Here is a 25,679-nt window from a genome sequence, read left to right on the forward strand (position 1 = left end):
CGGGGAGTGGGCGACGGTGGGCGTGCGGTTCGGTAAGTGGCGGCAGAGCAGTGCGCTGGAACGGGTCGACCTCTACACGCGCGGCACCATCTACCTGCTCGTCTGGGTCGCCGTCCCCGTCATGATCGCCCTGTCCGTGACGCGGCCGGTCCGGCAGCACGCCCCGGCCGCCCTGATCGCCGCCGTGGTGCTGCTCGCGCTCGCCCAGGGCTGGTGGTCGATCCGGCTGATCCGCGGCGCGTTCCTGCAGTACTTGGGTGTCGAGGACGTGCCCCGGCGCCGGGTCGCGGTGGGTGCCGCGCTCACCGCGGCCCTGCTCGTCGGCCTGCTCGCGCTCGGCCGGATCAGCGGGATGACCGAGTACCCGATGCTGACGACGGCCCTCGGCTGCGCCACGCTGCCGTTCTTCTGCGGGTACGCCCTGCTCGTCCCCGCCCGCACGGCCGTCCGCCGGATCCTCGCGATCGCCGCGGTGGTCTGCGGGGCCGTGTGGCTGCTCAGCGGGAGCGTGGGGCTGACACTGTCCGCGCTGATCGGGCAGACCTTCGCGGGCTGCTGGATGGCGCTCACGGCGCGCGCCTCGGCCTGGGTCCTCGGCGTGATGTACGAGCTGCGCGAGGCCCGCGACATCGAGACCCGCCTCGCCGTCGCGGAGGAGCGGCTGCGGTTCGGGCGCGATCTGCACGACGTGCTCGGCCGCAACCTCGCCGTGGTCGCCCTCAAGAGCGAGCTCGCCGTCCAGCTGGCCCGGCGCGGCCGGCCCGAGGCGGTGGAGCAGATGATCGAGGTCCAGCGGATCGCCCAGGAGTCCCAGCGCGAGGTCCGCGAGGTCGTACGCGGCTACCGCGAGGCCGGACTCGGGGCCGAACTCGCCGGTGCGCAGGGCGTGTTGAAGGCCGCCGGGATCGACTGCCGGGTACTCGGCGCGGAGGCCGCGGACGCCCTGCCGTCCGCCGTGCACGCGGCGCTCGGCTGGGTCGTCAGGGAGGCGGCCACGAACGTGCTGCGGCACGGGGACGCGGAGCGCTGCACGATCGCCCTGCGCGTACGGGACGGGGCCGGGTCCGCCGCCGTCCTGACGGTCGAGAACGACGGCGTACGGCCGTCGGCCGCGCCCGCCGCCTCACGCGGCTCGGGCCTCGTGGGGCTGCGCGAGCGGCTGTCCGGCGTGGACGGCGTCCTGGAGGCGGGCCCGGCCCAGGGCGGCCGCTTCCGCCTGACGGCCGAGGTCCCGCTGCCCACCGGCGCCGAGGCGGAGCCCGCAGCAGAGAACGCCGCAGAAGAGAACCCCGTAGAAGAGAACAAGGCGTCGCAGGCCGGCGAGCCGGTCGGCACAGCACGGAAGGACAACCGGTGACGGCCGTACGCGTACTCCTCGCCGACGACGAGCATCTGATCCGGGGCGCGCTCGCCGCACTGCTCGCGCTGGAGGACGACCTGAGCGTGGTCGCCGAGGCGGCCTCGGGACCCGAGGCGCTCGCCATGGCGCGGGCGCACCGGCCGGACGTCGCGGTCCTCGACCTGCAGATGCCGGGCGCCGACGGTGTGACTGTGGCCACATCGCTACGGTCCGAACTTCCCGACTGCCGCACCATGATCGTGACCAGTCACGGCCGTCCCGGACACCTCAAGCGTGCCCTCGCGGCGGGCGTGCGCGGCTTCGTCCCGAAGACGGTGAGCGCCCAGCGGCTCGCCGAGATCATCCGCACCGTGCACGCCGGAAACCGTTATGTGGACCCGGAGTTGGCGGCCGACGCGATCGCCTCGGGGGACTCTCCGCTGACCGCGCGGGAGGCCGAAGTGCTCGAGCTCGCGGCCGACGGAGCCCCCGTCGCGGAGATCGCGCAGCGGGCCGCCCTGTCGCAGGGAACGGTCCGCAACTACCTCTCGTCGGCCGTCTCGAAACTGTCCGCCGAGAACCGTCATGCGGCAGTGCGCATCGCACGCCGTCGAGGTTGGCTATAGTGGAGGTGCACCGACGCGGTGCACGCCTTGCGGACGTAGCTCAGTTGGTAGAGCGCAACCTTGCCAAGGTTGAGGTCGCCAGTTCGAACCTGGTCGTCCGCTCCAGATCGAAGCCCCCGGCGCCATCGGCGCCGGGGGCTTCGTCGTGTGTCCTACCAGCGGGTGCCGGTCAGCTTCTCGTACGCCTCGATGTACTTGGCGCGGGTCCGCTCCACCACCTCGGCGGGCAGCGCGGGCGGCGGCTGCTCGCTCTTGCGGTCCCAGCCGGAGGCCGGCGAGGTCAGCCAGTCCCGGACGTACTGCTTGTCGTACGAGGGCTGGGCGCGGCCCGGCTCCCAGGTCTCGGCCGGCCAGAAGCGCGAGGAGTCCGGCGTGAGCACCTCGTCGGCGATCACCAGCTCCGTGCCGTCGAAGCCGAACTCGAACTTGGTGTCCGCGAGCAGGATGCCGCGCTCGCGGGCGATGTCCCGGGCCCGGCCGTAGACGGCGAGGGTCGTCTGGCGCAGCTGGGCGGCGGTCTCGGCGCCGACCTGGCGGACCACTTCCTCGTACGAGACGTTCTCGTCGTGCTCGCCGACCTCGGCCTTCGTGGCAGGCGTGAAGATCGGCGCGGGCAGCTCGGAGCCGTCGACGAGGCCCTCGGGCAGGGCGAGGCCGCAGACCGTGCGGGACTCCTTGTATTCGACGAGGCCCGAGCCCGTCAGGTAGCCGCGCGCGACGCACTCGACCGGGACCATCTGCAGCGACTTGCAGATCAGCGTGCGGCCCGCCCAGTCGGCCGGGGCGCCCTCGGGCAGCTCGGTGGAGAGCACGTGGTTGGGGACCAGGTCGGTGAGCTGGTCGAACCACCAGAGCGACAGCTGTGTGAGGACGCGGCCCTTGTCGGGGATCTCGCTGGGCAGCACCCAGTCGTACGCGGACATACGGTCGCTGGCGACCATCACGAGGTCGCCCGCCTCGTTCTGGTACAGCTCGCGCACCTTGCCGGTGTGCAGATGCACCAGACCCGGAACCTCGATGGGCTCGGGCTTTTCAACGAATCCGGACACGGTTCCTCCCCGTGGTTTTGGCTGAGTGCTTCGCATTCTCCCGTACGCGGGGGGCTGCTTTCGGCCAGGGGACCAGGGGTGGGGCCGGGTGGTGGCAGGTGTCAGTCGCGTTTGCAGATGCGGTCGAGGAGGTTGGCCGTGGCGCGCTGGATGCGCGGGTCGACGTGGCCCGGACGGTCAAGGGCCGGGGACCAGGCGAAGGTGCCGGAGGCGAAGACCAGGGCGCCGGAGGGGGCGCGGTAGAGCGAGGTCTCCTGGTGGCGGCGGGCGCCGCCCGCGTCCTGGTAGGGCGAGTGGGCGAGGAGGATGCGGCCGCGGTGCTCGGGGAGCGCGGTCCGCGGGTAGTAGCGGTCGGCCTCGCCGGCGACCAGGCCGTCCAGCTCGTCGCCCTCGTGCGCCCCGGTCGCCTCCCACAGCCAGTGCTCGGCGTTGCGCACGACCAGCGGGAACGGTTCGGGTACGCGGCCCGCGTACTGGATGCCGAGGAGCTGCTGCTCGGCCCGGTCCACCTCGCGCCACAGGGCGGCCTTTCCCGGACCTCGGCGTTTGCGGCAGGTCAGCAGGCGGTCGGGGATGCCGGACGGGGAAGGGCTCAACTCCACTTGCCAGTACATGGTGTTGGCGGAGAGGAAGACGAGCGACGTGCCGCCGTCCCTGGCCTGCTCGGCGGTGCGGCGCATGGGCGCCGACCAGTACTCGTCGTGGCCGGGGAAGACCAGGCCGCGGTAGCGCGTGGGGTCGATGCGGCCCGCGTGCAGGTCACGGGCGTCGGCGTACGCCAGGTCGTAGCCGTACCGCTCGGCCCAGCGGATGAAGTCGTAGGCGTGGCCGACGTGCAGGGGGAGGCCCGCGCCCGCGTACGGCCGGTCGAAGGAGACCGTGACCGCCGCTTCGCTCTCGCCGAGCAGCCGGCCCTCCTCGTCCCAGGCGTGGTAGAGGCTGGCACCGGTCCGGCCGTCCTCCGGGTACAGGTTGTACGCCTGCCAGGTGATGTCCGGGAGCAGCAGGAGGAGGTCGGCCGGGCGGTCGTCGCGGACGGTGAACGGGATGTGCGAGCGGTATCCGTCGGCGGTGGTGAGGACCGCCACGTACGCCCCGATGTTCCAGTAGCTGGGGATCTGCAGGCGCCAGGAGAGCCACCAGTGGTGGCAGGAGACCGTGCGGTCCGCGGCGAGCGGGGGCGGCTGGACGATGCCGGAGAGGCGCGGGCTGGTGGTGATCTTCGCGGCGCCGTCGCCCGCGTAGTGCCCGATGCGGTAGACGTCGACGCCGAACTCCTGTGGCGGGTCCACGGTCACATGGAAGTCGATCGCCTCGCCCGGGGCCACCGCTCCGGTCGACGTGAAGCCCTTGATCTGCCGGTGCACGTCGTCCGCGGTGCGGGGGCCCGCCGTTCCCGTGCGCGGCTGCGGGATCCCGGGGGCGGCTCGGGTGGCGCTCGGCCGGGCCTCGGTGGGCTGCGCCTCGCCTGCCTCGGCAGGGGCCAGGTCTACGTACCAGGGGACGACCTTGCCCGTGTCGTCGAAGTAGTGCTCGCTGCCGCGCAGCCAGGGCAGCGGGCCCTGGCCGAAGGGGTCGGTGACGCCGTGCGCGAGGGCGCCGGACTCCCAGCGCCGGATCGGCCGCTTCGGGCCCCGGGTCCGCGACGCCTGCCGCTGCGCCGCCCGTTCCGTCCCCATGCCGCCCCTCTCTCGCTTCTCGGGTGCCCCGCCCTCGTCTGTGCGCCTCAGCCCTCTTCGTGTGGGTCCTGGCCTGTTGTCCGGATGGCCGTGCACAGCACATCACATAACGCATGCACGCCGTCACCCTTCGTCGCGAATTTCAGGGTTTCTCAGGGGAGTTGGAGGGTCTCCCCTGACATGTGTCGGGGTCGGACCACCGGATTCCGCTTCGGCGCTCTCGACCTCGGCTCCCGGGTGCGGCGGGGCGGCGCTGCCCCGGCTACACCAGGCGTACGGGCTTCTCCGGGCGCACGCCCAGGACCTTCAGCCAGCCGCGCAACGGCTCCGGATCACCGTCCTCCACAAGGCTCTGGACACGGGGCGCGAGGTCCACGACGCGCTCACCGGCGACGAGCAGCGTGGGCCCGTCCAGCCAGTCGAGCCCGGGGGCGGCGCCGGCCGTGTCGACGGCGGCGCAGCAGATCATCGCCAGCACGTGGTCCGTCAGCAACTCGCGTCCGGAGCGCGGGGGTTGCAGCGGGAAGAGCGGCAACTGCCCGTCGCCCCACAGGGCTTCGTCCGGCCCGATGCCTGCCGCCACGGGCACCGGAGCGGCGGCCTCCTCCCGCGCCACCTCTGCGGTGAGCCGCGCGGCCAGGGCGGCTGCCTCGGCCGACTCCGCGGAGTCCGTCGCGTCCGCTGAATCGGCGTGGATGGTGGGGTTGTTGAGGTCGAAGGGGTCTGTGGAGTCTGTGGGGTCCGTGGGGTCTGCTGTGGCCTCGGGTTCCGTCACCGTGGCCGCGGTGACCGTCTGCGAACGCGCTCCGGAGGCGGCCGAGGCGGGGGCAGAAGCGGCGGAGGCCGAGAGCGAAGAGACGGCGGACGACGAAGGCCCGGTCGGCTCGGAGGCGGCGGCACCGGATCCGGCACCGCCGGGTCTCGCCGACAGATGGTCCAGGATGCGCGCGAGCGTGGGCGGCTCCGGGTCGTCCTGAGCCGTGCCCGTGCCCGTGTCTGTGCCTGTGTCTGCGCCTGTGCCTGTGTCTGTGCGAGTGCCTGCGCCTGCGCCTGCGCCTGCGCCTGCGCCTGCGCCTGCGCCTGCGCTGCGTACGCCCAGGTCGTTCAGTACGCGGTGGAGGCGCGCCGCGTCCGTGCGCCACTTCCGGTCGACGACCTCTTCCGGATACTCCTGCCAACCGACCGGCGCCCAGTCCGGACCCCGCTCCGCGGGACCGCCGTGGAAGAGGCGGGCGGCGAGCAGGGACGTCGCCTCGTCCACCGCGCCGGGCTCTTCGAGCAGGTCGCAGGCGGGCCGCTCGCCCAGCCGTGAGGCGAAGCCCTCCGCGAGCCGGTCGCGCCGGGACAGCTCGGTCAGGGCGGCGACCACTCCGGCGTCCAGCTGATCGGGCCAGCGCCCCATGCGCCAGGCGGGCAGCGCGACCCTGGTGAGGAGCCGGTCCCAGCCCGCGTACGCCAGGCCGACCTGCTCCTGCGCGGCGATCCGCAGGCCGTAGTCCACCGTCTGGGCGCGCTCGGCCGCAGCGGAGGCGACGCCCCGCTCCATCTCGGCGGCGTGCCCACGGCAGGCCCGCAGCATCAGCCGGGAGACCCAGCCGACACCGGCGAGGACGGCTCGCGGCACCGAACTCCGGCCCGGCTTCGAGGCCACCGCGACCGCCGCGTCCAGGCCGCGCACGAAGCGCCGGGCCGCCGCTATGTCGGGTTGCGCGGAGGGCCCCGTACCGGCGACGACCGGGGCGAGGACCGCGCGCAGCTCGCCGACGCGCATCCACCACAGGAACGGCGAGCCGATGACGAGCACGGGCGCGGTGGGCGCGGGCTCGGCAGCCGTGGCGGAGCCGGGGGCCGTGGCGGAACGGTCGGACGGCGAGCGCTCTGCGGCGGGGCGGGGCGGGCCGTGCGCCGGGTGCGTACGGTCCTCCAGCCAGCTGTCGCAGTCGGGCGTGAGGGCTATGGCGGAGGGCGCCGGAACGTCGAGCCGGTCCGCGAGGTCGCGCACCAGGCGGTACAGATCCGGGGCGGACTCCTCGGCGATGGGGACCGTGGGACTGAGCGCGGGCCGCGCGCGGGCCACCACCAGCGCGACGCCCGCCGCCGCGAGCAGCACGAGCAGTGCGGCGCCGGTCACGATCCAGCGCACGACGTCCCAACTCCCGCCGCCGATACGGCCGGTGACGCCTCCGACCAACAGCACCACGGCCACCGCCGCGGGCAGCAGAGCCACCGCGACGGCACGGCTGCGCACCCGCAGCACGGCCAGCGCACGGAAGCGCGCCGCCTGCGCGCCCATCTCACCCTGCACACCGGTTCCGGACACGGCCGGACGTCACCCCCTCTGCCCTGCGACGGCTTTGCTCACTCCCCCACTGTGGCACCCACCACTGACATCGCAATGCCGGTGGGCCAAGTGCCGGAATGCTTGCGCCGCACCCTAGTTGGGGCATCGGGGCACGTCAGCCGGTTGGGCCAGCGGTCACTCGATGGAATGGCTTTGGCTAAAGGTGGATGACGATCACGTCCCCGATCAGGCGTCAGATCCAGCCGACGTCCCGCGGGCCCGGGAGGCGTGCGCGGCGGCGTCCACGCGGGCGTATCGGGGCGCCCAGACGTACACGGGAAAGCCGCCGGTGAGCCCACAACCGCATGGCAGAACGCGGACTGCGCGGGCCGTGAAGATCACGTCCCGCGCAGTCCGGTGAGGTGAACGCCGAATCGGCTGAGCTTCGCGCTCGGGATACGGGCTGGTCAGCCGGCGGTCGGCGTTCCGGCGGCGGCCTTGGCCGCGATGTCCGTACGGTGCTGCCCGCCGTCGAGACGGATCCGGCCCAGGGCGGCGTACGCGCGCTCCCGCGCCTCGGTCAGGTCGGTGCCGGTCGCGGTCACGGACAGCACACGGCCGCCCGCGCTGACGACCGCGTCGCCGTCGCGCTTGGTGCCGGCGTGCAGCACGTACGCGTGCGGAGCGTCCTGCTCCGCCACCGCGTCGAGGCCGTCGATGGGGTCGCCCGTGCGCGGCGTGCCCGGGTAGTTGTGCGAGGCGACGACCACGGTGACCGCGGCGTCGTCGCTCCAGTTCAGCGGGGGCTCGTCGGCGAGGGTGCCCTCCGCGGCGTGCAGCAGTACGCCCGCGAGCGGGGTCTTGAGGCGGGCCAGGACGACCTGGGTCTCGGGGTCGCCGAAGCGGGCGTTGAACTCGATGACCCGCACACCCCGCGAGGTGATCGCGAGACCCGCGTACAGCAGACCGGAGAACGGCGTTCCGCGGCGTCGCAGCTCGTCGACCGTGGGCTGGAGGACGGTGTCCATGACCTCGTCGACCAGCTTCGGATCGGCCCACGGCAGCGGCGAATACGCGCCCATGCCACCGGTGTTGGGGCCTTCGTCGCCGTCGAGGGCGCGCTTGAAGTCCTGCGCGGGGGTGAGCGGCAGGACCGTCACGCCGTCGGTGATCGCGAAGAGCGAGACCTCGGGGCCGTCCAGGAACTCCTCGATGACCACGCGCTCGCAGGCGTTGGCGTGCGCCCGCGCGGCCTCCAGGTCGTCGGTGACGACGACGCCCTTGCCCGCGGCGAGACCGTCGTCCTTCACGACGTACGGGGCGCCGAAGGCGTCGAGCGCCTCGTCGACCTCGGCCGGGGTGGTGCAGACGTACGAGCGGGCCGTGGGCACGCCGGCGGCGGCCATGACGTCCTTGGCGAACGCCTTGGAGCCTTCCAGCTGCGCGGCCTCGCCGGACGGGCCGAAGCACGGGATGCCGGCGGCGCGCACGGCGTCGGCGACCCCCGCGACGAGGGGCGCCTCCGGGCCGACCACGACCAGGCCGGCGCCGAGCTCGGTGGCGAGCGCGGCCACGGCCGCGCCGTCGAGGGCATCGACCGCGTGCAGCTCCGCGACCTCCGCGATGCCGGCGTTGCCGGGCGCGCAGTGCAGGGCGGTGACCGCCGGGTCGAGGGACAGAGAGCGGCACAGGGCGTGTTCGCGGGCGCCGCTGCCGATGACGAGGACCTTCACACGTGCAGCCTAGCCGGAACGACCCGGTGCTTTTGTACGGGGCGACGGGCGTGAGACGCGTCGCCTTTCGTAGGTTCCTCTACCTGGCTCTACCTGGAGGAAAGGCGCGGGCGGCGGCGACCGCTACTCGTTCGTGAACTCCTCGACCACCGTCGCGCCCAACTCCCGCATGATCAGGTCGTGTCCGGAGAGCGCCGAGTCGTCCAGGTCCGGGTCGTCGTCCGCCGGGACGTCGTCCTCGATGGAGTACGGCGGCGGCTCCGGCGCGGAGGGCTCGGGACGCGGGGCGGGCGCGGCCGGAGCCGGTGCCGAGGCCTGCGGCGGTGCGGGGCGCTGCGGGGCCGGGGCCTGCTGCGGCTGTACGGGGGCCTGCGGCTGGGGCGCGGGCTGGCGCGGAGCCGGAGCGCCGCCGCCGAAGTTGGCCGCGGCGGGCGGCGGTGCGGCACCGCCCGACGGGTCGACGATGGCCTCGATCTTCCAGTGCGCGTTGAACTGCTCGGCCAGGGCCTGGCGGAGCACGTCCTCGCTGCCGCTGCTCACGAAGTTGTCCCTGGCTCCGGCGTTGATGAAGCCGACCTGCAGGGTCTGGCCGTCGAACCCGGCCACCGAGGCGTTCTGGCTGAGCAGGATCCAGGTGAAGCGGCGGCGGTTCTTGACCGCCTCCAGGATGTTCGGCCACAGGCTGCGGGCGTCGAGCCCACCGGCGGGCGGCCCCACCGGGGCACCGGCCGGGGGGCCCTGCGGAGGCTGCGGCGCCTGCGGGGCGGCGGCCTGCGCCGGGGCCGGGCTCGGCGGGTTCGGACGGCCGCCGCCCGCGGGGGCGGCCGTGGGCCAGGCGCCGGGACGCGAGCCGCCGCCGGCAGGCGCACCGCCCTGACCGGGACCGCCGCCGGAACCGGCACCCGAGACCGTCGGCCACGCACCGGGCGCGGGCGCGGCAGCCGGACCGCCGGCCTGCGCGGCCGGCGCCATCGGAGCAGCAGCAGGAGCCGCGGGCTGTACGGGCGCGGGGGCGGGCTCGACGGGAGCGGCAGCCGGAGCCGGAGCCGGGGCGGGCGCAGGAGCAGGCGCGGGCGCAGGAGGCGTTGCTTCCGGAGCAGCGGGGGCCGGAGCCGGAGCGGAGCCGGAGGGAGAGGGAGCGGCACCGGCTCCGCGCACCGCAGCACGCGCGGCGGCCGGTCCCCCACCGGGAGGCACGGCGGGGCCGGGCTGCGGCATGGGCGCGTGGGCGTCGGGCCCCGGCACGTACCCCATGGCGGGGGCCTGGGCGCCGGCGTTGAAGTTCCCGCCGCGCTCCAGGCGGTCGAGCCGGGCCATGACGGCGCGCTCGTCGTCGTACGCGGCGGGCAGCAGCACGCGCGCGCAGATCAGCTCCAGTTGCAGCCGCGGCGAGGTGGCGCCGCGCATCTCCGTCAGGCCTGCGTTGACGAGGTCGGCGGCGCGGCTGAGCTCGGCGGCGCCGAAGACCCCGGCCTGCGCCTGCATCCGCTCCACCACATCGGCGGGGGCGTCGATGAGCCCCTTCTCCGCGGCGTCCGGCACCGCGGCGAGGATGACGAGGTCCCGCAGCCGCTCCAGCAGATCGGCAACGAAGCGGCGCGGGTCGTTGCCGCCCTCGATGACCCGGTCCACCACCTCGAAGGCGGCGGCGCCGTCACCGGCCGCGAAGGCGTCCACCACGGAGTCGAGCAGGGAGCCCTCGGTGTAACCGAGCAGGGACGTCGCCATGGTGTACGTCACACCGTCCGCGCCCGCGCCCGCGAGGAGCTGGTCCATGACGGACATGGAGTCACGCACGGAGCCCGCGCCGGCCCGCACCACCAGCGGCAGCACCCCGTCCTCCACGGGGATGTCCTCCTTGCCGCAGACCTCGCCGAGGTAGTCCCTGAGGGTGCCCGGCGGCACGAGGCGGAAGGGGTAGTGGTGCGTACGCGAGCGGATGGTGCCGATGACCTTCTCGGGCTCCGTCGTCGCGAAGATGAACTTGAGGTGCTCCGGCGGCTCCTCGACCACCTTCAGGAGGGCGTTGAAGCCCGCCGAGGTGACCATGTGGGCCTCGTCGATGATGTAGATCTTGTACCGACTGCTGGCCGGGCCGAAGAAGGCCTTCTCGCGCAGGTCACGGGCGTCGTCCACGCCACCGTGCGAAGCCGCGTCGATCTCGATGACGTCGATCGAGCCCGGCCCGTTGCGCGCGAGGTCGCGGCAGGACTGGCACTCGCCGCAGGGGTTCGGAGTGGGACCTTGCTCACAGTTGAGGCAGCGCGCCAGGATGCGCGCGCTGGTCGTCTTACCGCAGCCGCGCGGGCCACTGAACAGGTACGCGTGATTGACCCGGTTGTTCCGCAGCGCCTGCTGCAGCGGGTCGGTCACATGTTCCTGCCCGATGACCTCGGCGAACGACTCCGGGCGATAACGGCGGTACAGCGCAAGGGACGACACGCATACGAGGTTAATGGTGCCCACCGACAACCGGCCCCGCCCACGGACTGCGGCGGCCCCCCGGCCCCTCCCCGGAAACGCAAGCGCCCCCCACGCACCCGCCAGAGCCGACCTACCCTTGCTGCCTTCCGGCCCTGGGGGAGTTCAGTCAGATAGCGCCACGTGAGGGGCTGCGCCAAGAGTACATGCTCCGGGCGGAGGGGAACGAGTTCGCGAGCACTCCTCAACGTCTTGTATTGTTTGCCGCGGAGGATTCGCCTAGAGGCCTAGGGCGCACGCTTGGAAAGCGTGTTGGGGGCAACCCCTCACGAGTTCGAATCTCGTATCCTCCGCCAGTGCCTCACCGGGCACGATGTCGAAGGGCCCCACCGTTCGCGGTGGGGCCCTTCGACGTTTCCGCCGCCAAGTCGGGCTCTGTGCCGCCCGTTTCCGCCTCTTAAAGGTGCCGGTTAGAGGTGTCGGTCAGGGGTGCCGGTCAGGGGTGCCGGTCAGGGGTGCCGGCCTTCATCTCCCGTTCCCGCGCAGTGAGCCCGGGGTGCGGGCGAGGAGGGTTCGGGAGGTGCGGGTCAGGTGGGGCTGGTCGGCGAAGCCCGCTGCGGCCGCGGAGTCGGCCGGCGAGGAGTGCGGGAGGGCCGCGACCGCTTCGCGCAGGCGGGACCAGCGGCGCAGCAGGGCGAGCGGGACGCCCACCGACTCCCGGACCAGGGCGCGCAGTCGGGGCGGGGAGAGGCCGACGTCGGCGGCGATCTCGTCCAGGGGCGCGTGCGGGACGGGGCGGGCGGCCTCGCGTACGGCCTGCACCACGCGCGCGTCCAGGGTGGGCCCGGTCCCGGTGTGCGGGCGCAGCAGCGCGTGGAGTTCGGCGTGGACGGCGGGCAGGTCGGGCGGCGCCGCGTCGGCGGTGACCGGGCCGAGGGCCGCGAGCAGGCGTCGTACGGCGTGCTGATCGAGGCGTACGAGGCCCAGGTCGGGGCGGAGGTGCCAGGCGTCGAGGAACAGGGCGGCGTAGCCGGAGGTCGTGGCGCAGGTGTGGGCCAGCTGCGGGGGCACGATCAGGCCCGGTGCGGTGAGCGGCGGGCGGGCGCCGCGGCCCAGGACGGTGTGGCCGGCGGTCGGCAGGACGACCTTCCAGGCCGGGTGCCGGTGGCGGGTGACGGCGAACGGCGCGGACTCGGCGAACAGCGTCGCCTCGGGGCCGGTGGCGAACGCCCGTAGCCGATCGTTCTGTTCAAGCGTCCAGGTGCGGGATGAGTCGAACATCGCGGCATGGACTCTATGGGTGCGGTCGCGCTGGCGGTGTTCCTTGTGGCGGCGGGGTGTGCGCACTTCGTGTTCCCCGGCTACTTCCGGTCCCTTGTTCCCGAGTAGCTCGGGGCGGGTGGGGTGCTCGTGGTGGTTTCCGGGGTGGTGGAGGTGCTCGTCGGGGCGCTTGTGCTCGCGCCCGCGAGCCGGGCGGTCGGGGCGTGGGCCGCTGCGGGGCTCTTCGCCGTGTATCTCGTGCCGCATCTCGACGCCTTTCGGCCCGTGCACCGCGACCGGCCCGGCGTGCTGTGGCAGCCGGCCGGGGTGGCGGCGCGGCTCGTGGTGAACATCTGGTACGTGGGCTGGGCGGTCGCCGTGGCGCTCACCGCCTGAGCGGCCCGGGACCGAGCTCTCTGGGCCCGAGCGGTCCGGGACGAGCTGTCGGGGCCCGAGCGGTCCGGGTCGGACTGCGTCGGAGGGCCGTTGTCAGTGGGCGCGACTAGCCTGAAAACATCATCGGCTTGATCCCCATTTGGGAGGTTTCCATGGCTTCGCGCCTCAATCCGTACCTCAGCTTCGACGGCGACGCCCGGCAGGCGATGGAGTTCTACAAAGAGGTGTTCGGCGGCACGCTCTCGCTGAACACCTTCGGTGATCTCGGCGGCCAGGCCGGCGGCGCCGAGGCCGACAAGATCATGCACTCCATGCTGGAGACCGCGAGCGGCTTCACGCTGATGGGCGCGGACAACCCGCCGGGAATGGAGTTCAAGGCGGGCAACAACTACTCGGTGAGCGTCAGCGGTGACGACGACGCGGAGCTGCGCGGGTACTGGGAGAAGCTCTCCGCCGACGGCACGGTGGCCGTGCCGCTGGAGAAGCAGATGTGGGGAGACGTCTTCGGGATGTGCACGGACAAGTTCGGCGTCCCGTGGATGGTCGACATCACCCAGCCGCAGGGCTGAGCCGGAGATCGCGCGCGGGCGGCCGGCTCCGGGACCGACTGACTCCGGAGGCCGACCGGCCTCGGGGGCCGACCGGCTCCTAGGAACCGACCGTCTCGCGGGCCAGGGCGACCAGGTCCGGGATGGCCGGATGGCCGCCCCGTTCGCGCCAGGCAAGGAGGACGGGGACGTCGGGTGCGTCGACGAGGGGCCGGTAGGCGACGGCGGGGTGGGCGTTCATACGGGGAGTGGATTCGGGGGTGACGCCGATGGCGCGGCCGGCGGCGATCGCGGCGTGCCAGTCGTCGGTGTTGGTCACCGACACCACGGCCGTGGGCCGGCGGGTGGCGGGCCACAGGTCGAGGTTGGTGATGCCGGAGACGGTGTTGATCGCGACCGGCTGGTCCGCGAGCTCCGCCAGGGTCAGCTCGGGGCGCCCGGCGAGCACGCTGTCGGCGGCCACGACGGCGACCCGGCGCTCGGTGAGCAGCGACTCGCTGACGAACCCGGGGGCTTGGAACGGGGCGCGCAGCAGGGCGACGTCGGATCTGCCCTGGGTGAGGCCTGCCGTGCGGTCGTCGATACGGAGCAGCTCGAGCGGCGTCTCGGGGTGCCGTCGGTCCCAGCGGCGCAGCAGTTCCGAGGTGTGCTCGCCGAGCGCGGGTCCGGTGTGCCCGAGGCGCAGCGGCCAGGGGGCCAGGGCTCCGGGGTCGAGCGCGGCGTCCACCGCGGCGACGGCGGCAGCGGCCCGGTCGCGGAACACCCGCCCTTCCGGGGTGAGTTCGAGGTGGTGCGTGGAGCGGTCGACGAGCCGGGCGCCGAGGTGGTCCTCAAGGGCGCGCAGAGTGCGGGAAAGGGCGGGCTGGCTGATGTGGAGACGGGCAGCGGCGCGGGTGATCGTGCCCGCGTCGGCGATCGCGAGGAAGCAGCGCAGGTGGCGCAGTTCTACGGCCATCGCCCCCCCTCGCTCCTCTCACGTACCGGCCCGCTGCCTCTCACGTACGGGTCCGCTGCCTCGGCGGGCGTACGGTCATGCGTGTCGAGCATAACCACGGGTCATTGCGCATTTCACCTGGAGCGGAGGGCTCCGTAGCGTGGAGGGCATGACGACGACCGCCCCTCGCCCCGCTTCCGTCTCCGCCGGTACGGCCACGGGTCCCGAGCCGTCGGCGGGGCGCGGTCGGCTGGTCGGGGTGGGGCTCGTCGTGGCCGGGGCGCTGTCGACGCAGTTCGGGTCGGCGGTCGCCGCGCTGCTGTTCCCGCGGGCGGGCGCCCTCGGGATCGTCACGCTGCGGCTCGTGCTCTCGGCGGTGCTGCTGCTCGCCGTGTGCCGGCCGCGGCTGCGCGGGCACACGCGCTCCGACTGGGCCGTGGTGTGCGGGTTCGGGCTCGCGCTCGGCGGGATGAACACGTTGTTCTACCAGTCCATCGAGCGGATTCCGCTCGGCCCCGCGGTGACCCTTGAGGTGCTCGGTCCGCTCGCCCTTTCCGTGATCGCCTCGCGGCGGCTCGCCAGCCTGCTGTGGGCGGCGCTCGCCCTGGGCGGTGTGTTCCTGCTCGGCGAGGGCGGCTTCGGCCAACTCAACCTCGCCGGTGTCGCGTTCGCGCTCGGCGCCGGGGTGATGTGGGCCGCGTACATCCTGATGAGCGCGCGGGCCGGGGCGCGGTTCCCGCGGGCGGACGGGCTGGCGCTCGCGATGGGAGTGGCGGCTGTGGTCAGCCTGCCGATCGGCCTGGCGAGCGCGGGGGCGGCGCTGTTCGTACCGTCGACGCTGGCGCTCGGGCTCGCGCTCGCCGCGATGTCCTCCGGGCTGCCGTACTCGCTCGAGCTGTTCGCGCTGCGCCGGCTGCCCGCGTCGACCTTCGCCGTACTGATGAGCCTCGCGCCCGCGGTCGCCGCGCTGGCCGGACTGCTCGTCCTGGGGCAGGAGTTGGCGGTCACGCAGTGGCTGGCCATCGCACTCGTGGTCACGGCGAGCATCGGGGCGGTACGGATGGGATCGGCGCGGCGTACGCCCACCCGTCTGCGCATGCGTACGCGCACGAAGGGCGTCACGAAGGGCGTGGGGTAGCGCGCGGCCGCGTCGAAACGGTCAACTGAGGGTCCACCCCCATCCGGCCGGGAGACGAGATGCCGCAAGCACCGGAGCACGGCCAGGACGCCGAGCCCGAGCCCGACACCACGCTGCGCGAAGGGCCCGAGCACGTGGACGTTCTCATCGTCGGCGCCGGGCTCTCCGGCATCGGTGCGGCCTGCCACCTGCGGCGCAGCGCGCCCGGCAAGAGCTTCGCCGTGCTCGAGGGGCGGGAGGCGATCGGCGGGACCTGGGACCTGTTCCGGTATCCGGGGGTCCGCTCGGACTCGGACATGCACACGCTCGGCTACGCGTTCCGGCCGTGGACCGAGGAGCGGGCGATCGTCGACGGCGCCTCGATCCGCGCGTACATCCAGGAGACCGCGCGCACGTACGGCGTGGACCGGGCGATCCGGTTCGGGCACCGGGTGAGCCGCGCCGAGTGGTCCTCCGCCGAGGGCCGCTGGACGGTGACCGTGCAGCGCGCGGGCGCCCCCGGAGAGACGCACCCCGAAGGGACCCACCACAGCGAGACGCACCCCGGAGAGAAGGACCTCGGCGAGAAGGACCTCGGCGAGAAGCGGCTGACCTGCACGTTCCTGTTCGTCTGCGCCGGTTACTACCGCTACGACGAGGGGTACACCCCGGACTTCCCCGGCATCGCGGAGTTCGGCGGGCAGGTCGTGCACCCGCAGCACTGGCCCGCGGACCTGGACCACGCCGGCAAGCGGATCGTGGTGATCGGCAGCGGGGCGACGGCCGTGACGCTCGTACCGGCGCTCGCCGAGACCGCGGCCCACGTGACGATGGTGCAGCGCTCGCCCAGCCATGTGCTCGCACTGCCCTCGAAGGACCTGTTCGCGCGCCCGCTGAACCGGATCCTGCCGCGCCGCACCGCGGGCAGCGCGCTGCGCTGGAAGAACGCGCTGCTCGCCCTTGCCAACTTCCAGCTCAGCCGGCGCGCGCCGCGGTTCGTCGCGGGCGCCCTGCGCCGGGCCGCGCGCCGCCGACTGCCCAGCGGGTACGACGTGGACACGCACTTCCGGCCGAGCTACGGGCCCTGGGACCAGCGCCTCTGCATCGCGCCGGACGGGGATCTGTTCACCGCGATCCGCAGGCGCCGGGCGTCCGTGGCGACCGACACCGTCGCCGGGTTCACGCCCACCGGGGTGCGGCTCGGCTCGGGCGAGGAGCTGGCGGCCGATGTCGTGGTGACGGCGACGGGCCTGAACCTGCTGGCGATCGGCGGGATCGGCCTGACCGTCGACGGCAAGGAGATCGATGTCGCGGACACGGTCGCGTACAAGGGGATGATGCTGTCCGGCGTGCCGAACTTCGCGCTGACCATCGGCTACACCAACGCGTCCTGGACCCTGAAGGCCGATCTCGTCGCGACGTACGTCTGCCGGCTCCTGGCGCACATGGACGAGCACGGGTACGACGTGTGCACACCCCAACTCCCCGACGACGGCGGCGCGTTGAGGCCGCTGATCGACCTGGACTCGGGGTACGTGCGGCGCTCGCTCGACGCGCTGCCGAAGCAGGGGGCGACGGCGCCGTGGCGGCTCAACCAGAACTACCCGCGCGATGTGCGGACGCTGCGCCACGGGCCGGTGCAGGACCGGGGCGTCCGGTTCGAGCGCACCGCCCGCACCCGCCCTTGACCTCAACTTTGCTTGAGGTTCTACGTTCGCCACATGACGACGACACAGCGCGACCACGGCAACGGCAACGGCAACGGCAACGGCAACGGCAACGGCAACGGCAACGACCAACAGCCCGCCCGCACTGATGAGTTCACGTACAGCCATGACGACGCCGGGCTGCTCAACCAGCCCATCGGCTACTGGAGTTGGGCCGCGAACAAGGCCGTCGTCGACTTCATCCGGGCCGGCCTCGCCGAGGTCGGCCTCACCCAGCCGCAGTGGTGGGTCGTCAACCAGGTCCGGGAGGGGGCCCGCCCGCGCGACGAGGTGTTCACGATGCTGCGGGGCTACCTCGGCGTGGGCGACGCCCTGCACGCGGACATCGACGACCTGATCGACCGCGGCCTCCTCGCGACCGGCCGGGACGGCGCCGGCGCGGAGCTGATCTCCCTGACCGACAGCGGCGTGGAACTCCTCGAAACCGCCACCGCACGCCAGCGGATCTCCCTCGCGCGCGTCCATGAGGGCGTGTCCGACGAGGAGTTCCTGACGACGATGAAGGTGCTGCAGCGGATGATCCACAACACCGGTGGCAAGGCCTGGCACCACTGAGCACGCCCACGAGCACCCCCGCGAAAACACCCGCGAACACACCCACCGAGGGTCAGCCTCACGAGCCACTTAAAGGAACGGGACCCCCGTTAGGCTGACCCCATGACCTCCGACGAAGCCCCACCCGCGCCCGAACCCGGCACCGTCCGCCCCGGCGGCCGCACCGCCCGAGTGCGGGCCGCCGTGCTCGACGCCGCGGGGGACGTGCTCGCCGAGGGCGGGTTCGCGGGCCTCGACCTGGGCGACGTCGCCCGCCGCGCCGGGGTCGGCAAGACCACCGTCTACCGCCGCTGGGGCACGCCCGCCGCACTGGTCGCCGACCTGCTCGCGGACATGGCCGAGCAGTCCTCGCCGCGCGCGGACACCGGCGTGCTCCTGGACGACCTGCGGGCCAACGCCCACCTGGTCCGCACCACCCTCACCGACCCGCGCCAGGGCCCCCTGTTCCGGGCGGTGATCGCGGCGGCGACCTGCGACGAGCGGACCGCGCACGCCCTGCACCGCTTCTACGAGATCCGCGTCGCCGAGTGGGTTCCGTGCGTCGAACTCGCCGTACAGCGCGGCGAGTTGCCCCCGGAAACGGATGCGCAGGAGGTCGTGCGCGCCGTCTCCGCACCCCTCTACCACCGGTTCCTGCTCTCCGGCGCCCCGCTCGACGAGGAGTCCGCCGAGCGCGCGGCGCGGGCGGCGGCGGCCGCGGCGCGCGCAGGCGCGTACCGGACGACGGCCGCGCCGCCCTGCGCGATCATCGAGGCATGACCAAAGCACCGAAGCCCGCCGACATCCACCTGGCCCAGGAGCCGGAGGCCGACGCACTGCTCGGCCGCAGCCCGCTGGCCGCGCTCGTGGGCATGCTCCTCGACCAGCAGGTTCCGATGGAGAAGGCGTTCTCAGGGCCGTACGTCATCGCGGAGCGGCTGCAGGCGGACGACCTGGACGCGCACGACATCGCGGCGTACGACCCGGAGCAGTTCGCCGAGCTGATGAAGGCGAAGCCCGCCGTGCACCGCTATCCCGGCTCGATGGCCGGCCGGGTGCAGAAGCTGTGCCAGTACCTCGTCGACGAGTACGGCGGCGACGCCGAGGCGGTCTGGCGCGACGCGAGCAGCGGCACGGAACTCCTCGCCCGCCTCAAGGCCCTGCCCGGGTACGGCGACCAGAAGGCGCAGATCTTCCTGGCCCTGCTCGGCAAGCAGTACGGGGTCACGCCGAAGGGCTGGCGCGAGGCGGCCGGCCTCTACGGCGAGAAGGACGCGTTCCGCTCCGCGGCCGACATCACGGGCCCGGAGACGCTGGCCAAGGTGCGGGCGTACAAGCAGGAGATGAAGGCCGCGGCCAAGAAGAAGTAGCCGGGCCGACCGCCAGGCCCGGCTTTCTTGACAGAGGATTCCGCTCAACGGAGCATAGATTCCGTATAACGGAAGTAACTTCTGGAAGCGTGGGAAGCAGGGGCAGGCAATGGCAAAGATCGGTTTCATCGGCCTCGGCATCATGGGCAGCCCGATGGCGATCAACCTCGTACGCGCCGGGCACACGGTCACCGGCTGGAACCGCAGCCCGGAGAAGACCGCGCCGCTCGTCGAGGCGGGCGGCTCGGCGGCCGCGACGATCGCGGACGCGGTGCGCGACGCCGACGTCGTGATCACGATGGTGCCGGCCTCCCCGGAGGTCGAGGCGGTGGCGTACGGACCGGACGGCATCCTGGAGAACGTCCGCCCCGGCGCCCTCCTGATCGACCACTCCTCGATCACACCGCAGACCTCGGTCGACCTGGCCGAGAACGCCCGCGACCACGGCGTCCGTGTCCTCGACGCCCCGGTCTCCGGCGGCGAGGCGGGCGCGGTCGAGGGCGTCCTGTCCATCATGGTCGGCGGCGACAAGGCCGACTTCGACGCGGCCAAGCCGGTCCTCGAAGCCATGGGCACGACGATCGTGCACTGCGGTCCGCACGGCTCCGGCCAGACCGTGAAGGCCGCCAACCAGCTGATCGTCGCCGTGAACCTGGAGGCCTGCGCCGAGGCCGTCACGTTCCTGGAGAAGTCCGGCGTCGACCTGAAGGCGGCCCTTGAGGTCCTCAACGGCGGCCTCGCCGGGTCCGCCGTCCTGACCCGCAAGATGGAGAACTTCCTGCTCCACGAGTACCGGCCGGGCTTCAAGGTCGACCTGCACCACAAGGACATGGGCATCGTCACCGAGGCCGCCCGCAACGTCGGCGCGGTGCTGCCCGTCGGCGCCGTCGCCGCCCAGCTGATCGCCTCCGCCCGCGCCCAGGGCTGGGGCGACAACGACCACTCGGTGCTACTCAAGGGCGTGCAGCGGCTCAGCGGGGACGCGGACGCCTGATCAGCAACTGCCGTACGCCGGGCCGCCGTTCCCCTCCCGGGGGCGGCGGCCTCAGCGCCTGCGGCGCGTGCCGAACACCGACCGGGAGATCTCCCGCCCGATCTGCGTACCGAGCGAGCGCGCAAGGGACTTGAAGATCCCCGAGCCCATCACCTGATCCACCATCGAGGCGTCCTGCCCGGACCGTCCCGCCCCCTTCCGGTCGCCCTTCTCCGCCTCGGCCGCCTCCGCCTCCGCCCGCTTCTGCGCGTCCCGCTCGGTCTCCCGCGCGGTGAGCACCTCGTACGCCGACTCCGGATCCACGGCCTCCGCATACCGCGCGTACAGTGTCGAGGCCTTCACCGCACGGTCGAGCTCCGCCGCGTCGACCGGGCCCATCCGCGACTCGGGCGCGCGCAGCCGGGTCGCGGCCACCGGGGTCGGCGCGCCCTTCTCGCTCAGCACGGTGACGACGGCCTCGCCGGTCCCGAGCGAGGTCAGCGTCTCCTCCAGGTCGTACGCCGAGTGCGGGAAGGTCTTCACCGTTGCCCGCAGCGCCTTCTGGTCGTCCGGCGTGAAGGCCCGCAGCGCGTGCTGGACCCGGTTGCCGAGCTGGGCGAGCACATCGCCCGGGACGTCCTTCGGCGTCTGCGTCACGAAGAAGACGCCCACGCCCTTCGACCTGATCAGCCGCACGGTCTGCGTGATCGACTCCAGGAACGCCTTGCTCGCCCCGTTGAACAGCAGATGCGCCTCATCGAAGAAGAAGACCAGCTTGGGCTTCTCCACATCGCCGACCTCGGGCAGGTTGTTGAACAGATCGGCGAGCATCCACATCAGGAACGTCGAGAACAGCTGCGGTTTGTCCTGTACGGCTGGCAGTTCGAGCACCGACACCTGCCCCCGCCCGTCCGCCGCCGTACGCAGGAACTCGCTCACGTCGAACTCCGGGTTCCCGAAGAACGGCGCCATGCCCTGCGCCTCGAACGCGGTGAGCGCCCGCAGGATCACCCCGGCCGTGACCGTGGAGAGCCCGCCGATGTTCTTCAGCTCCGGCTTGCCCTCGTCGGAGGTCAGAAACGCGACGACCGCCCGCAGGTCCTTCAGGTCGTGCAGCTCAAGCCCCTTCTGGTCCGCGTAGTGGAAGATCAGCCCGAGCGACTGCTCCTGCGTCTGATTGAGCTGCAGCACCTTCGACAGCAGTACGGGCCCGAAACTCGTCACCGTCGCCCGTACGGGAATCCCCTCGCCGAGCCCTCCGAGCGCGTAGAACTCGCACGGGAAACCCTTGCCCGCCCAGTCCTGCCCGACCTCGCCGGAACGCTGCCGCACCTGGTCGTTCGCCTCGCCCGGCGCCGCGAGCCCGGACAGGTCGCCCTTCACGTCGGCGAGGAAGACGGGCACGCCCTGCGCGGCCAGCTGCTCGGCGATCAGCTGCAGCGTCTTGGTCTTGCCGGTGCCGGTGGCCCCCGCGACCAGGCCGTGCCGGTTGAGCATCGGCAGCGGGATGCGCACCTGCGCGTCGGCCAGGCACGCGCCGTCCCAGAGCAGCGCCCCGAGGTCGAGGGCGGGCCCGCCGAAGGCATAGCCGGCGGCGATCTCCATGGCCTCCCGCGGCAGCGCGGACGCGGAGCGCACGCCCTCCCCGGCGACCAGCGGCGCGGAGTGCGCGGCCGGCGCGGGAGCCGGGTCGGCGGGCGCGGGATCGGCGGTCGCGCCGTCGGTCGCGTCAGCGGCGGGGGCCGGGGATTCGCCCGTGCGGGGGACGCGCTCGGCGGCGGTCGTCGGGGCCGCGCCCGCCGGTGGCGTGGGCGTCGCAATCGGGGCCGACCGGGCCGGTGTCTCCCCGGGCTGCTGCGGCTCGCTCTCGCTCATTTCAGGCCCCTGTTCCCGGTTTGACTGTCACCGGTATGTCGGCTTTGCGGCGGCATATTCCAGCCTCGCACTCGGTCGCCATGGCTGCGCCCGGAGCCCCTTGCCCGGTAGGCTTTCCGTGTGATCTTCAAGCGCATCGGAAACGGCCGGCCGTACCCCGACCACGGCCGGGAAAGCACCCGGCAGTGGGCGGACGTCGCGCCGCGCCCGGTCCGCCTCGATCAGCTGGTGACGACCAAGGGCCAGCTCGACCTGGAGACCCTGCTCGCCGAGGACTCCACGTTCTACGGCGACCTCTTCGCGCACGTGGTGAAGTGGCAGGGCGACCTGTACCTGGAGGACGGGCTGCACCGCGCCGTGCGCGCCGCGCTCCAGCAGCGCCAGGTCCTGCACGCCCGCGTCCTCGAACTGGGCTGATCCGGACCGGAGTTCAGACCTCCGCCCCCCCTCTCGGCCGCCGCCCACCCCTGGGCCGCAGCCGCCCGAGCCCGCTCCCGGCCGCCCGATCAGCGCGCCCCGCCGCCCTGATCGTCCACCGCTGCCCGTCTCGTACGTATTGGCCCTTTCGGGTTGGCTCGCACCCGGTCGATTGATCATCTAGTAGGCATCACGCCCCGGCCGCATTACGCTGCGCACATGAGCATGCTCACACCCCCCGGAATGGGCGGCGAATACCGCATCACCGGGGACAAGTACCCGCGGATGCGCCGCAATCGGCACCGCCGGACCGTGCTCGCAGTGATCGCCTCGGCCGCCGCCCTCGGCCTGGTCGGCTGGGGCGTCGTGCAGCTCGTCGACGTGTTCTCCGGCAGCGAGAAACGCGGCGCCGTCGCGGCTGACCGGCCCGACTGCAAGCCCGCGCCGAAGCCGTCGCCGTCCCCGAAGGCGCTGCCGAAACCCGGCCAGATCAAGGTCAACGTCCTCAACGCCACGCCCCGCACCGGCCTCGCCAAGAAGACCGCCGACGAGTTGAAGAAACGTGGCTTCACGATCGGCGAAGTGGGCAACGCGACCAAGGAGTACGACAAGAAGGTCGAGGCCGCCGCCGTGCTGCTCGGCCCCAAGTCCGCCCTGAAGAGCGGCCTGCCCGTGCTCGGCACACAGCTCGCCGGCGCCGAGCGGAAGACGGACGGCCGCAAGGGCGAGGAGATCGACTTCATCATCGGCAAGGCCTTCAAGTCCCTGGCGAAGAAAGAGGACGCCGAGAAGGCCCTGACCAAGCTGGCCGAACCCGCCCCGACGCCCTCACGCGGCAACTGCTGAGCCCAACGGCTCGCCGAGCTACTCCGCGGAGCCGTACATCCGGTCGCCCGCGTCGCCGAGGCCCGGGACGATGTAGCCCTGGTCGTTGAGCCGCTCGTCGACCGCCGCCGTCAGGACCGTCACCGGGGTGCCCGCCAGCTCGCGCTCCATCACCTCGACGCCCTCGGGCGCCGCGAGCAGCACGACCGCCGTCACGTCGTCGGCGCCGCGCTTGATCAGCTCCTGGATCGCCGCGACGAGCGTGCCGCCGGTCGCCAGCATCGGGTCCACCACGTACACCTGCCGCCCCGACAGGTCCTCCGGCATGCGCGTCGCGTACGTGGAGGCCTCCAGGGTGTCCTCGTTGCGGACCATGCCCAGGAAGCCGACCTCGGCCGTCGGCAGCAGGCGGACCATGCCGTCGAGCATGCCGAGACCGGCGCGCAGGATCGGGACGACCAGGGGGCGCGGGCGGGCCAGCTTCACGCCGGTGGTCGGGCCGACCGGGGTGTCGATGTCGACCTGCTCGGTGCGCACGTCGCGCGTGGCCTCGTAGGCGAGGAGGGTGACCAGCTCGTCGGCGAGGCGGCGGAAGGTCGGGGAGTCGGTTCGCTTGTCGCGCAGCGTGGTCAGTTTGTGCGCCACCAGCGGGTGGTCGACGACGTGCAAGCGCACAGGAGCCTCCGTGGGTCTGATCTGCAACAACGGCCGCAGCAGCGACCCGCCCTTCAGGCTACCGGGGCCCTGCGGCCACCGCGCCCGCCCGGCCCGGCCTTGCCCCGAGCCTGTCTCTCCGTACCGCATCGCTGGCATCAAAGCCGCCGAGCGGGGGAAAGTGGAGGGAACGGACGACCCCGGGTACCCCACTGGGCAGGGTGGTGGAGCCATGCAGGACGGCGAGAAGGAACCGGAGCAGCTGGAGACCGACGCGGAGCGGCGCCGCCGCCGCGCCCAGTTCCTCCGCGAGCTGCACGAGGCGAAGGAGCTGCGCGCCCGCGTCCAGCCCCGCAAGGCGCGCGCGGCCCGGATGCGTCAGCAGATGCGTATGCGCACCTTCCGCTGGTAGTCCGGCGACAGCGTGCCGGGCCGCGACGTGCGGCGCGCCACAGACACAGCGCGCGGAAGACCTCTCGCAACGGCTCCGTTTCTGCCACGATGCCGACTGGGCGGGCGCACTTCGCGACTCCCCGCCCGTCAACCTCCGCCGGGGGGAACCCCAACCGGCAGCCTCTTACCAGTGGGAGAGTCACGGTGTACTTCGCCGCACTGCTCGCGCGCACCGAAGACGGGTGGGAAGCGAGCGACACAGAGCTCGACGATGTGGAGACCCTGTCGGATCTCGCCGACCTGGCCCGCGAGGCCACGTCCGGCGGGTACGACGACGAGACAGTGCTCGTTTTCATCGAGCAGGAGGACGCCTGGTTCGGCATCGTGCGTGTGGAGGGTGAGGACGACCCTCGTATCTACGTCTCGGACGCGGCCGCCGCGTCCCGCAGCAGTTACGGCGAGATCCTGGTCACGGACGAGCTCCTCGGCCGTGAACCCGGCTCGTCCGACGACTCGGCGCACCTGGAGGAGCTCGTCGACCTCGACGGCACCGAGGACGGCGAGCCGGCCACCGACCCCGACGACGACAGCGACGACGGCGACGCATCGGTCCCGGCCGGGCCGCTCGGGGACATCGCGATCCTCGACGACCTGGGCCTGCCCGAGAAGGAGTTGCTGTCCCTGAGGACCGACGCCCTCAACACGATCGCCGAGGCCCTCGGCGCCTCGGACGTACTCGAGGCCGTCCGCTAGTGAACGAGTTGCACGACCTGTGAACGACCCCGTACGAGACCGCTGGCTGCCGGCGATGCGCATCGCCCTCGAGGAGGCCGAACAGGCCGCACTCGGGGGCGATGTCCCCGTCGGCGCCGTGGTTCTCTCCCCGCACGGCGAGACCATCGCCACCGGCCACAACGAACGCGAGGCGACCGGCGACCCCACCGCGCACGCCGAGGTGCTTGCGCTGCGCCGGGCCGCCGCCCAGCTCGGCGAGTGGCGGCTGACCGGCTGCACGCTCGTCGTCACCCTCGAACCCTGTGTGATGTGCGCGGGCGCCCTCGTGCAGTCCCGCGTCGAGCGCCTGGTCTACGGCGCCAGGGACGAGAAGGCCGGCGCGACCGGTTCGCTCTGGGACCTGGTCCGTGACCGGCGGCTCAACCACCGGCCCGAGGTGATCGACGCCGTGCTCGCGGACGACTGCTCGGCACAGCTGACCCGCTTCTTCCGGGACCGCTGAGCCCGCCGCGCCCGCGTCGAACCCCCGTCGGCAAGGCCTCGGGACCGCTTCGCGGATATGGATTTCGGCGCACGGGCATCTTTGGGCTAGAGTTCCTCTCGGTAGCGTGTCCGAGCGGCCGAAGGAGCTCGCCTCGAAAGCGAGTGTGGCGTAACCCGTCACCGTGGGTTCAAATCCCACCGCTACCGCTCTTGGAAGTGGCCCCGATCCGTGCGAACGGATCGGGGCCACTTCGTTTTTCCGGTGCGCGCACGGGCGTTGGCGTTGCACGCTGGGGCGAGCGAGCCGGGC

General features: G+C 72.8%; 24 protein-coding genes, 3 tRNA genes and 1 other RNA gene. 18 read left to right on the forward strand and 10 right to left on the reverse strand.

The window, feature by feature from the left end:
• Positions 1 to 22: 22 nt before the first annotated feature.
• The 3 genes from QIS96_RS02105 (at position 23) to QIS96_RS02115 (ending at position 2,070) form a co-directional block, all read left to right on the forward strand.
• On the forward strand, positions 23 to 1,357 hold the full coding sequence (locus QIS96_RS02105) for a sensor histidine kinase (RefSeq protein ID WP_282540586.1): 1,335 nt from the start codon (positions 23 to 25) through the stop codon (positions 1,355 to 1,357).
• The gene (locus QIS96_RS02110; RefSeq protein ID WP_282540587.1) at positions 1,354 to 1,965 is read left to right on the forward strand and encodes a response regulator transcription factor; all 612 of its coding nucleotides are present in this window, start codon (positions 1,354 to 1,356) and stop codon (positions 1,963 to 1,965) included. Before QIS96_RS02105 ends, QIS96_RS02110 begins: the two co-directional genes overlap by 4 nt.
• A gap of 29 nt (positions 1,966 to 1,994) precedes the next feature.
• Positions 1,995 to 2,070, forward strand: a tRNA-Gly gene (locus QIS96_RS02115).
• Between the two features lie 47 nt (positions 2,071 to 2,117).
• On the opposite strand, the gene QIS96_RS02120 is transcribed toward QIS96_RS02115, so the two are convergent.
• The 6 genes from QIS96_RS02120 to ffs all read right to left on the reverse strand — a co-directional run bounded on the left by QIS96_RS02120 (position 2,118) and on the right by ffs (position 11,324).
• Positions 2,118 to 3,014, reverse strand: a complete 897-nt coding sequence (locus QIS96_RS02120) for a phosphoribosylaminoimidazolesuccinocarboxamide synthase (protein WP_282540588.1) — start codon at positions 3,012 to 3,014, stop codon at positions 2,118 to 2,120.
• A gap of 101 nt (positions 3,015 to 3,115) precedes the next feature.
• Positions 3,116 to 4,693: a N,N-dimethylformamidase beta subunit family domain-containing protein gene (locus QIS96_RS02125; RefSeq protein ID WP_282540589.1), complete on the reverse strand. Its 1,578-nt coding sequence runs from the start codon at positions 4,691 to 4,693 to the stop codon at positions 3,116 to 3,118.
• A 262-nt stretch (positions 4,694 to 4,955) separates the two neighbouring features.
• The gene (locus QIS96_RS02130; RefSeq protein WP_282540838.1) at positions 4,956 to 6,986 is read right to left on the reverse strand and encodes a hypothetical protein; all 2,031 of its coding nucleotides are present in this window, start codon (positions 6,984 to 6,986) and stop codon (positions 4,956 to 4,958) included.
• A 455-nt stretch (positions 6,987 to 7,441) separates the two neighbouring features.
• Positions 7,442 to 8,707 (reverse strand): phosphoribosylamine--glycine ligase, encoded by a 1,266-nt coding sequence (purD, locus tag QIS96_RS02135; protein WP_282540590.1) that lies wholly within the window; start codon positions 8,705 to 8,707, stop codon positions 7,442 to 7,444.
• Between the two features lie 123 nt (positions 8,708 to 8,830).
• Positions 8,831 to 11,149 carry a DNA polymerase III subunit gamma and tau gene (locus QIS96_RS02140; protein ID WP_282540591.1) on the reverse strand — a complete coding sequence of 773 codons (2,319 nt, stop codon included), beginning with the start codon at positions 11,147 to 11,149 and terminating at the stop codon, positions 8,831 to 8,833.
• Positions 11,150 to 11,225: 76 nt separating this feature from the next.
• Positions 11,226 to 11,324, reverse strand: an RNA gene (gene ffs, locus QIS96_RS02145) — signal recognition particle sRNA small type.
• A 72-nt stretch (positions 11,325 to 11,396) separates the two neighbouring features.
• Between ffs and QIS96_RS02150 the strand changes: the two genes are divergently transcribed.
• Positions 11,397 to 11,484: transfer RNA gene (locus QIS96_RS02150), tRNA-Ser, on the forward strand.
• Positions 11,485 to 11,653: 169 nt separating this feature from the next.
• Here QIS96_RS02150 and QIS96_RS02155 read toward each other — a convergent pair.
• Entirely contained in the window at positions 11,654 to 12,409 is a 756-nt protein-coding gene (locus tag QIS96_RS02155; RefSeq protein ID WP_282540592.1) for a helix-turn-helix domain-containing protein, read from the reverse strand.
• A 129-nt stretch (positions 12,410 to 12,538) separates the two neighbouring features.
• Here QIS96_RS02155 and QIS96_RS02160 point away from each other — a divergent pair, with 129 nt between their 5' ends.
• Positions 12,539 to 12,784, forward strand: coding sequence for a hypothetical protein (locus QIS96_RS02160; protein WP_282540593.1), 246 nt, complete (start codon positions 12,539 to 12,541; stop codon positions 12,782 to 12,784).
• Between the two features lie 152 nt (positions 12,785 to 12,936).
• Positions 12,937 to 13,353, forward strand: a complete 417-nt coding sequence (locus QIS96_RS02165) for a VOC family protein (RefSeq protein WP_282540594.1) — start codon at positions 12,937 to 12,939, stop codon at positions 13,351 to 13,353.
• 79 nt (positions 13,354 to 13,432) lie between these two features.
• On the opposite strand, the gene QIS96_RS02170 is transcribed toward QIS96_RS02165, so the two are convergent.
• On the reverse strand, positions 13,433 to 14,287 hold the full coding sequence (locus tag QIS96_RS02170) for a LysR family transcriptional regulator (RefSeq protein ID WP_282540595.1): 855 nt from the start codon (positions 14,285 to 14,287) through the stop codon (positions 13,433 to 13,435).
• A gap of 148 nt (positions 14,288 to 14,435) precedes the next feature.
• On the opposite strand from QIS96_RS02170, the gene QIS96_RS02175 reads away from it, so the two are divergent.
• The 6 genes from QIS96_RS02175 (at position 14,436) to QIS96_RS02200 (ending at position 20,008) form a co-directional block, all read left to right on the forward strand.
• Positions 14,436 to 15,404: an EamA family transporter gene (locus QIS96_RS02175; RefSeq protein ID WP_282540596.1), complete on the forward strand. Its 969-nt coding sequence runs from the start codon at positions 14,436 to 14,438 to the stop codon at positions 15,402 to 15,404.
• 59 nt (positions 15,405 to 15,463) lie between these two features.
• A complete protein-coding gene (locus tag QIS96_RS02180; protein WP_282540597.1) occupies positions 15,464 to 17,071 on the forward strand; it encodes a flavin-containing monooxygenase in 1,608 nt (535 codons plus the stop codon).
• Between the two features lie 33 nt (positions 17,072 to 17,104).
• Positions 17,105 to 17,665, forward strand: coding sequence for a MarR family winged helix-turn-helix transcriptional regulator (locus QIS96_RS02185; RefSeq protein WP_282540598.1), 561 nt, complete (start codon positions 17,105 to 17,107; stop codon positions 17,663 to 17,665).
• Positions 17,666 to 17,767: 102 nt separating this feature from the next.
• Positions 17,768 to 18,424: a TetR/AcrR family transcriptional regulator gene (locus tag QIS96_RS02190; protein ID WP_282540599.1), complete on the forward strand. Its 657-nt coding sequence runs from the start codon at positions 17,768 to 17,770 to the stop codon at positions 18,422 to 18,424.
• Entirely contained in the window at positions 18,421 to 19,014 is a 594-nt protein-coding gene (locus QIS96_RS02195; protein WP_282540600.1) for an HhH-GPD-type base excision DNA repair protein, read from the forward strand. The genes QIS96_RS02190 and QIS96_RS02195 overlap by 4 nt, the downstream gene beginning before the upstream one ends.
• Before the next feature lie 109 nt (positions 19,015 to 19,123).
• A complete protein-coding gene (locus QIS96_RS02200; RefSeq protein WP_282540601.1) occupies positions 19,124 to 20,008 on the forward strand; it encodes a 2-hydroxy-3-oxopropionate reductase in 885 nt (294 codons plus the stop codon).
• Between the two features lie 51 nt (positions 20,009 to 20,059).
• Here QIS96_RS02200 and QIS96_RS02205 read toward each other — a convergent pair whose 3' ends face one another.
• Complete coding sequence (locus QIS96_RS02205; RefSeq protein WP_282540839.1) at positions 20,060 to 21,592, reverse strand: helicase HerA-like domain-containing protein; 1,533 nt, start codon at positions 21,590 to 21,592, stop codon at positions 20,060 to 20,062.
• A 390-nt stretch (positions 21,593 to 21,982) separates the two neighbouring features.
• Here QIS96_RS02205 and QIS96_RS02210 point away from each other — a divergent pair, with 390 nt between their 5' ends.
• Entirely contained in the window at positions 21,983 to 22,279 is a 297-nt protein-coding gene (locus tag QIS96_RS02210) for a type II toxin-antitoxin system VapB family antitoxin (RefSeq protein ID WP_003955420.1), read from the forward strand.
• Positions 22,280 to 22,498: 219 nt separating this feature from the next.
• Positions 22,499 to 23,125 (forward strand): LytR C-terminal domain-containing protein, encoded by a 627-nt coding sequence (locus QIS96_RS02215; protein ID WP_282540602.1) that lies wholly within the window; start codon positions 22,499 to 22,501, stop codon positions 23,123 to 23,125.
• Positions 23,126 to 23,143: 18 nt separating this feature from the next.
• Here the strand turns inward: QIS96_RS02215 and upp are convergent, their stop codons facing one another.
• A complete protein-coding gene (gene upp, locus QIS96_RS02220; RefSeq protein ID WP_282540603.1) occupies positions 23,144 to 23,779 on the reverse strand; it encodes a uracil phosphoribosyltransferase in 636 nt (211 codons plus the stop codon).
• A gap of 211 nt (positions 23,780 to 23,990) precedes the next feature.
• On the opposite strand from upp, the gene QIS96_RS02225 reads away from it, so the two are divergent.
• From QIS96_RS02225 to QIS96_RS02240, 4 genes are all read left to right on the forward strand, one after another.
• A complete protein-coding gene (locus QIS96_RS02225; protein WP_282540604.1) occupies positions 23,991 to 24,170 on the forward strand; it encodes a hypothetical protein in 180 nt (59 codons plus the stop codon).
• Between the two features lie 185 nt (positions 24,171 to 24,355).
• Positions 24,356 to 24,904 carry a tRNA adenosine deaminase-associated protein gene (locus QIS96_RS02230; RefSeq protein WP_282540605.1) on the forward strand — a complete coding sequence of 183 codons (549 nt, stop codon included), beginning with the start codon at positions 24,356 to 24,358 and terminating at the stop codon, positions 24,902 to 24,904.
• 55 nt (positions 24,905 to 24,959) lie between these two features.
• The gene (gene tadA / locus QIS96_RS02235; RefSeq protein WP_282540840.1) at positions 24,960 to 25,388 is read left to right on the forward strand and encodes a tRNA adenosine(34) deaminase TadA; all 429 of its coding nucleotides are present in this window, start codon (positions 24,960 to 24,962) and stop codon (positions 25,386 to 25,388) included.
• 100 nt (positions 25,389 to 25,488) lie between these two features.
• A tRNA-Ser gene (locus QIS96_RS02240) sits at positions 25,489 to 25,576 on the forward strand.
• The last annotated feature ends 103 nt before the right edge of the window (positions 25,577 to 25,679 follow it).

This window comes from Streptomyces cavernicola (genome assembly GCF_029968035.1).
GTDB classification, from domain to species: domain Bacteria; phylum Actinomycetota; class Actinomycetes; order Streptomycetales; family Streptomycetaceae; genus Streptomyces; species Streptomyces cavernicola.

Bases quoted from the DNA above. Each gene is read 5' to 3' on its own strand.
- QIS96_RS02205 (WP_282540839.1), bottom strand. From the start codon at position 21,592: ATGGAGATCGCCGCCGGCTATGCCTTCGGCGGGCCCGCCCTCGACCTC.
- QIS96_RS02175 (WP_282540596.1), top strand. From the start codon at position 14,436: ATGACGACGACCGCCCCTCGCCCCGCTTCCGTCTCCGCCGGTACGGCC.
- QIS96_RS02225 (WP_282540604.1), top strand. From the start codon at position 23,991: ATGCAGGACGGCGAGAAGGAACCGGAGCAGCTGGAGACCGACGCGGAG.
- QIS96_RS02125 (WP_282540589.1), bottom strand. From the start codon at position 4,693: ATGGGGACGGAACGGGCGGCGCAGCGGCAGGCGTCGCGGACCCGGGGC.
- QIS96_RS02215 (WP_282540602.1), top strand. From the start codon at position 22,499: ATGAGCATGCTCACACCCCCCGGAATGGGCGGCGAATACCGCATCACC.
- QIS96_RS02200 (WP_282540601.1), top strand. From the start codon at position 19,124: ATGGCAAAGATCGGTTTCATCGGCCTCGGCATCATGGGCAGCCCGATG.
- QIS96_RS02155 (WP_282540592.1), bottom strand. From the start codon at position 12,409: ATGTTCGACTCATCCCGCACCTGGACGCTTGAACAGAACGATCGGCTA.
- QIS96_RS02165 (WP_282540594.1), top strand. From the start codon at position 12,937: ATGGCTTCGCGCCTCAATCCGTACCTCAGCTTCGACGGCGACGCCCGG.
- tadA (WP_282540840.1), top strand. From the start codon at position 24,960: ATGCGCATCGCCCTCGAGGAGGCCGAACAGGCCGCACTCGGGGGCGAT.
- QIS96_RS02195 (WP_282540600.1), top strand. From the start codon at position 18,421: ATGACCAAAGCACCGAAGCCCGCCGACATCCACCTGGCCCAGGAGCCG.
- QIS96_RS02170 (WP_282540595.1), bottom strand. From the start codon at position 14,287: ATGGCCGTAGAACTGCGCCACCTGCGCTGCTTCCTCGCGATCGCCGAC.
- QIS96_RS02130 (WP_282540838.1), bottom strand. From the start codon at position 6,986: ATGGGCGCGCAGGCGGCGCGCTTCCGTGCGCTGGCCGTGCTGCGGGTG.
- QIS96_RS02180 (WP_282540597.1), top strand. From the start codon at position 15,464: ATGCCGCAAGCACCGGAGCACGGCCAGGACGCCGAGCCCGAGCCCGAC.
- QIS96_RS02185 (WP_282540598.1), top strand. From the start codon at position 17,105: ATGACGACGACACAGCGCGACCACGGCAACGGCAACGGCAACGGCAAC.
- QIS96_RS02190 (WP_282540599.1), top strand. From the start codon at position 17,768: ATGACCTCCGACGAAGCCCCACCCGCGCCCGAACCCGGCACCGTCCGC.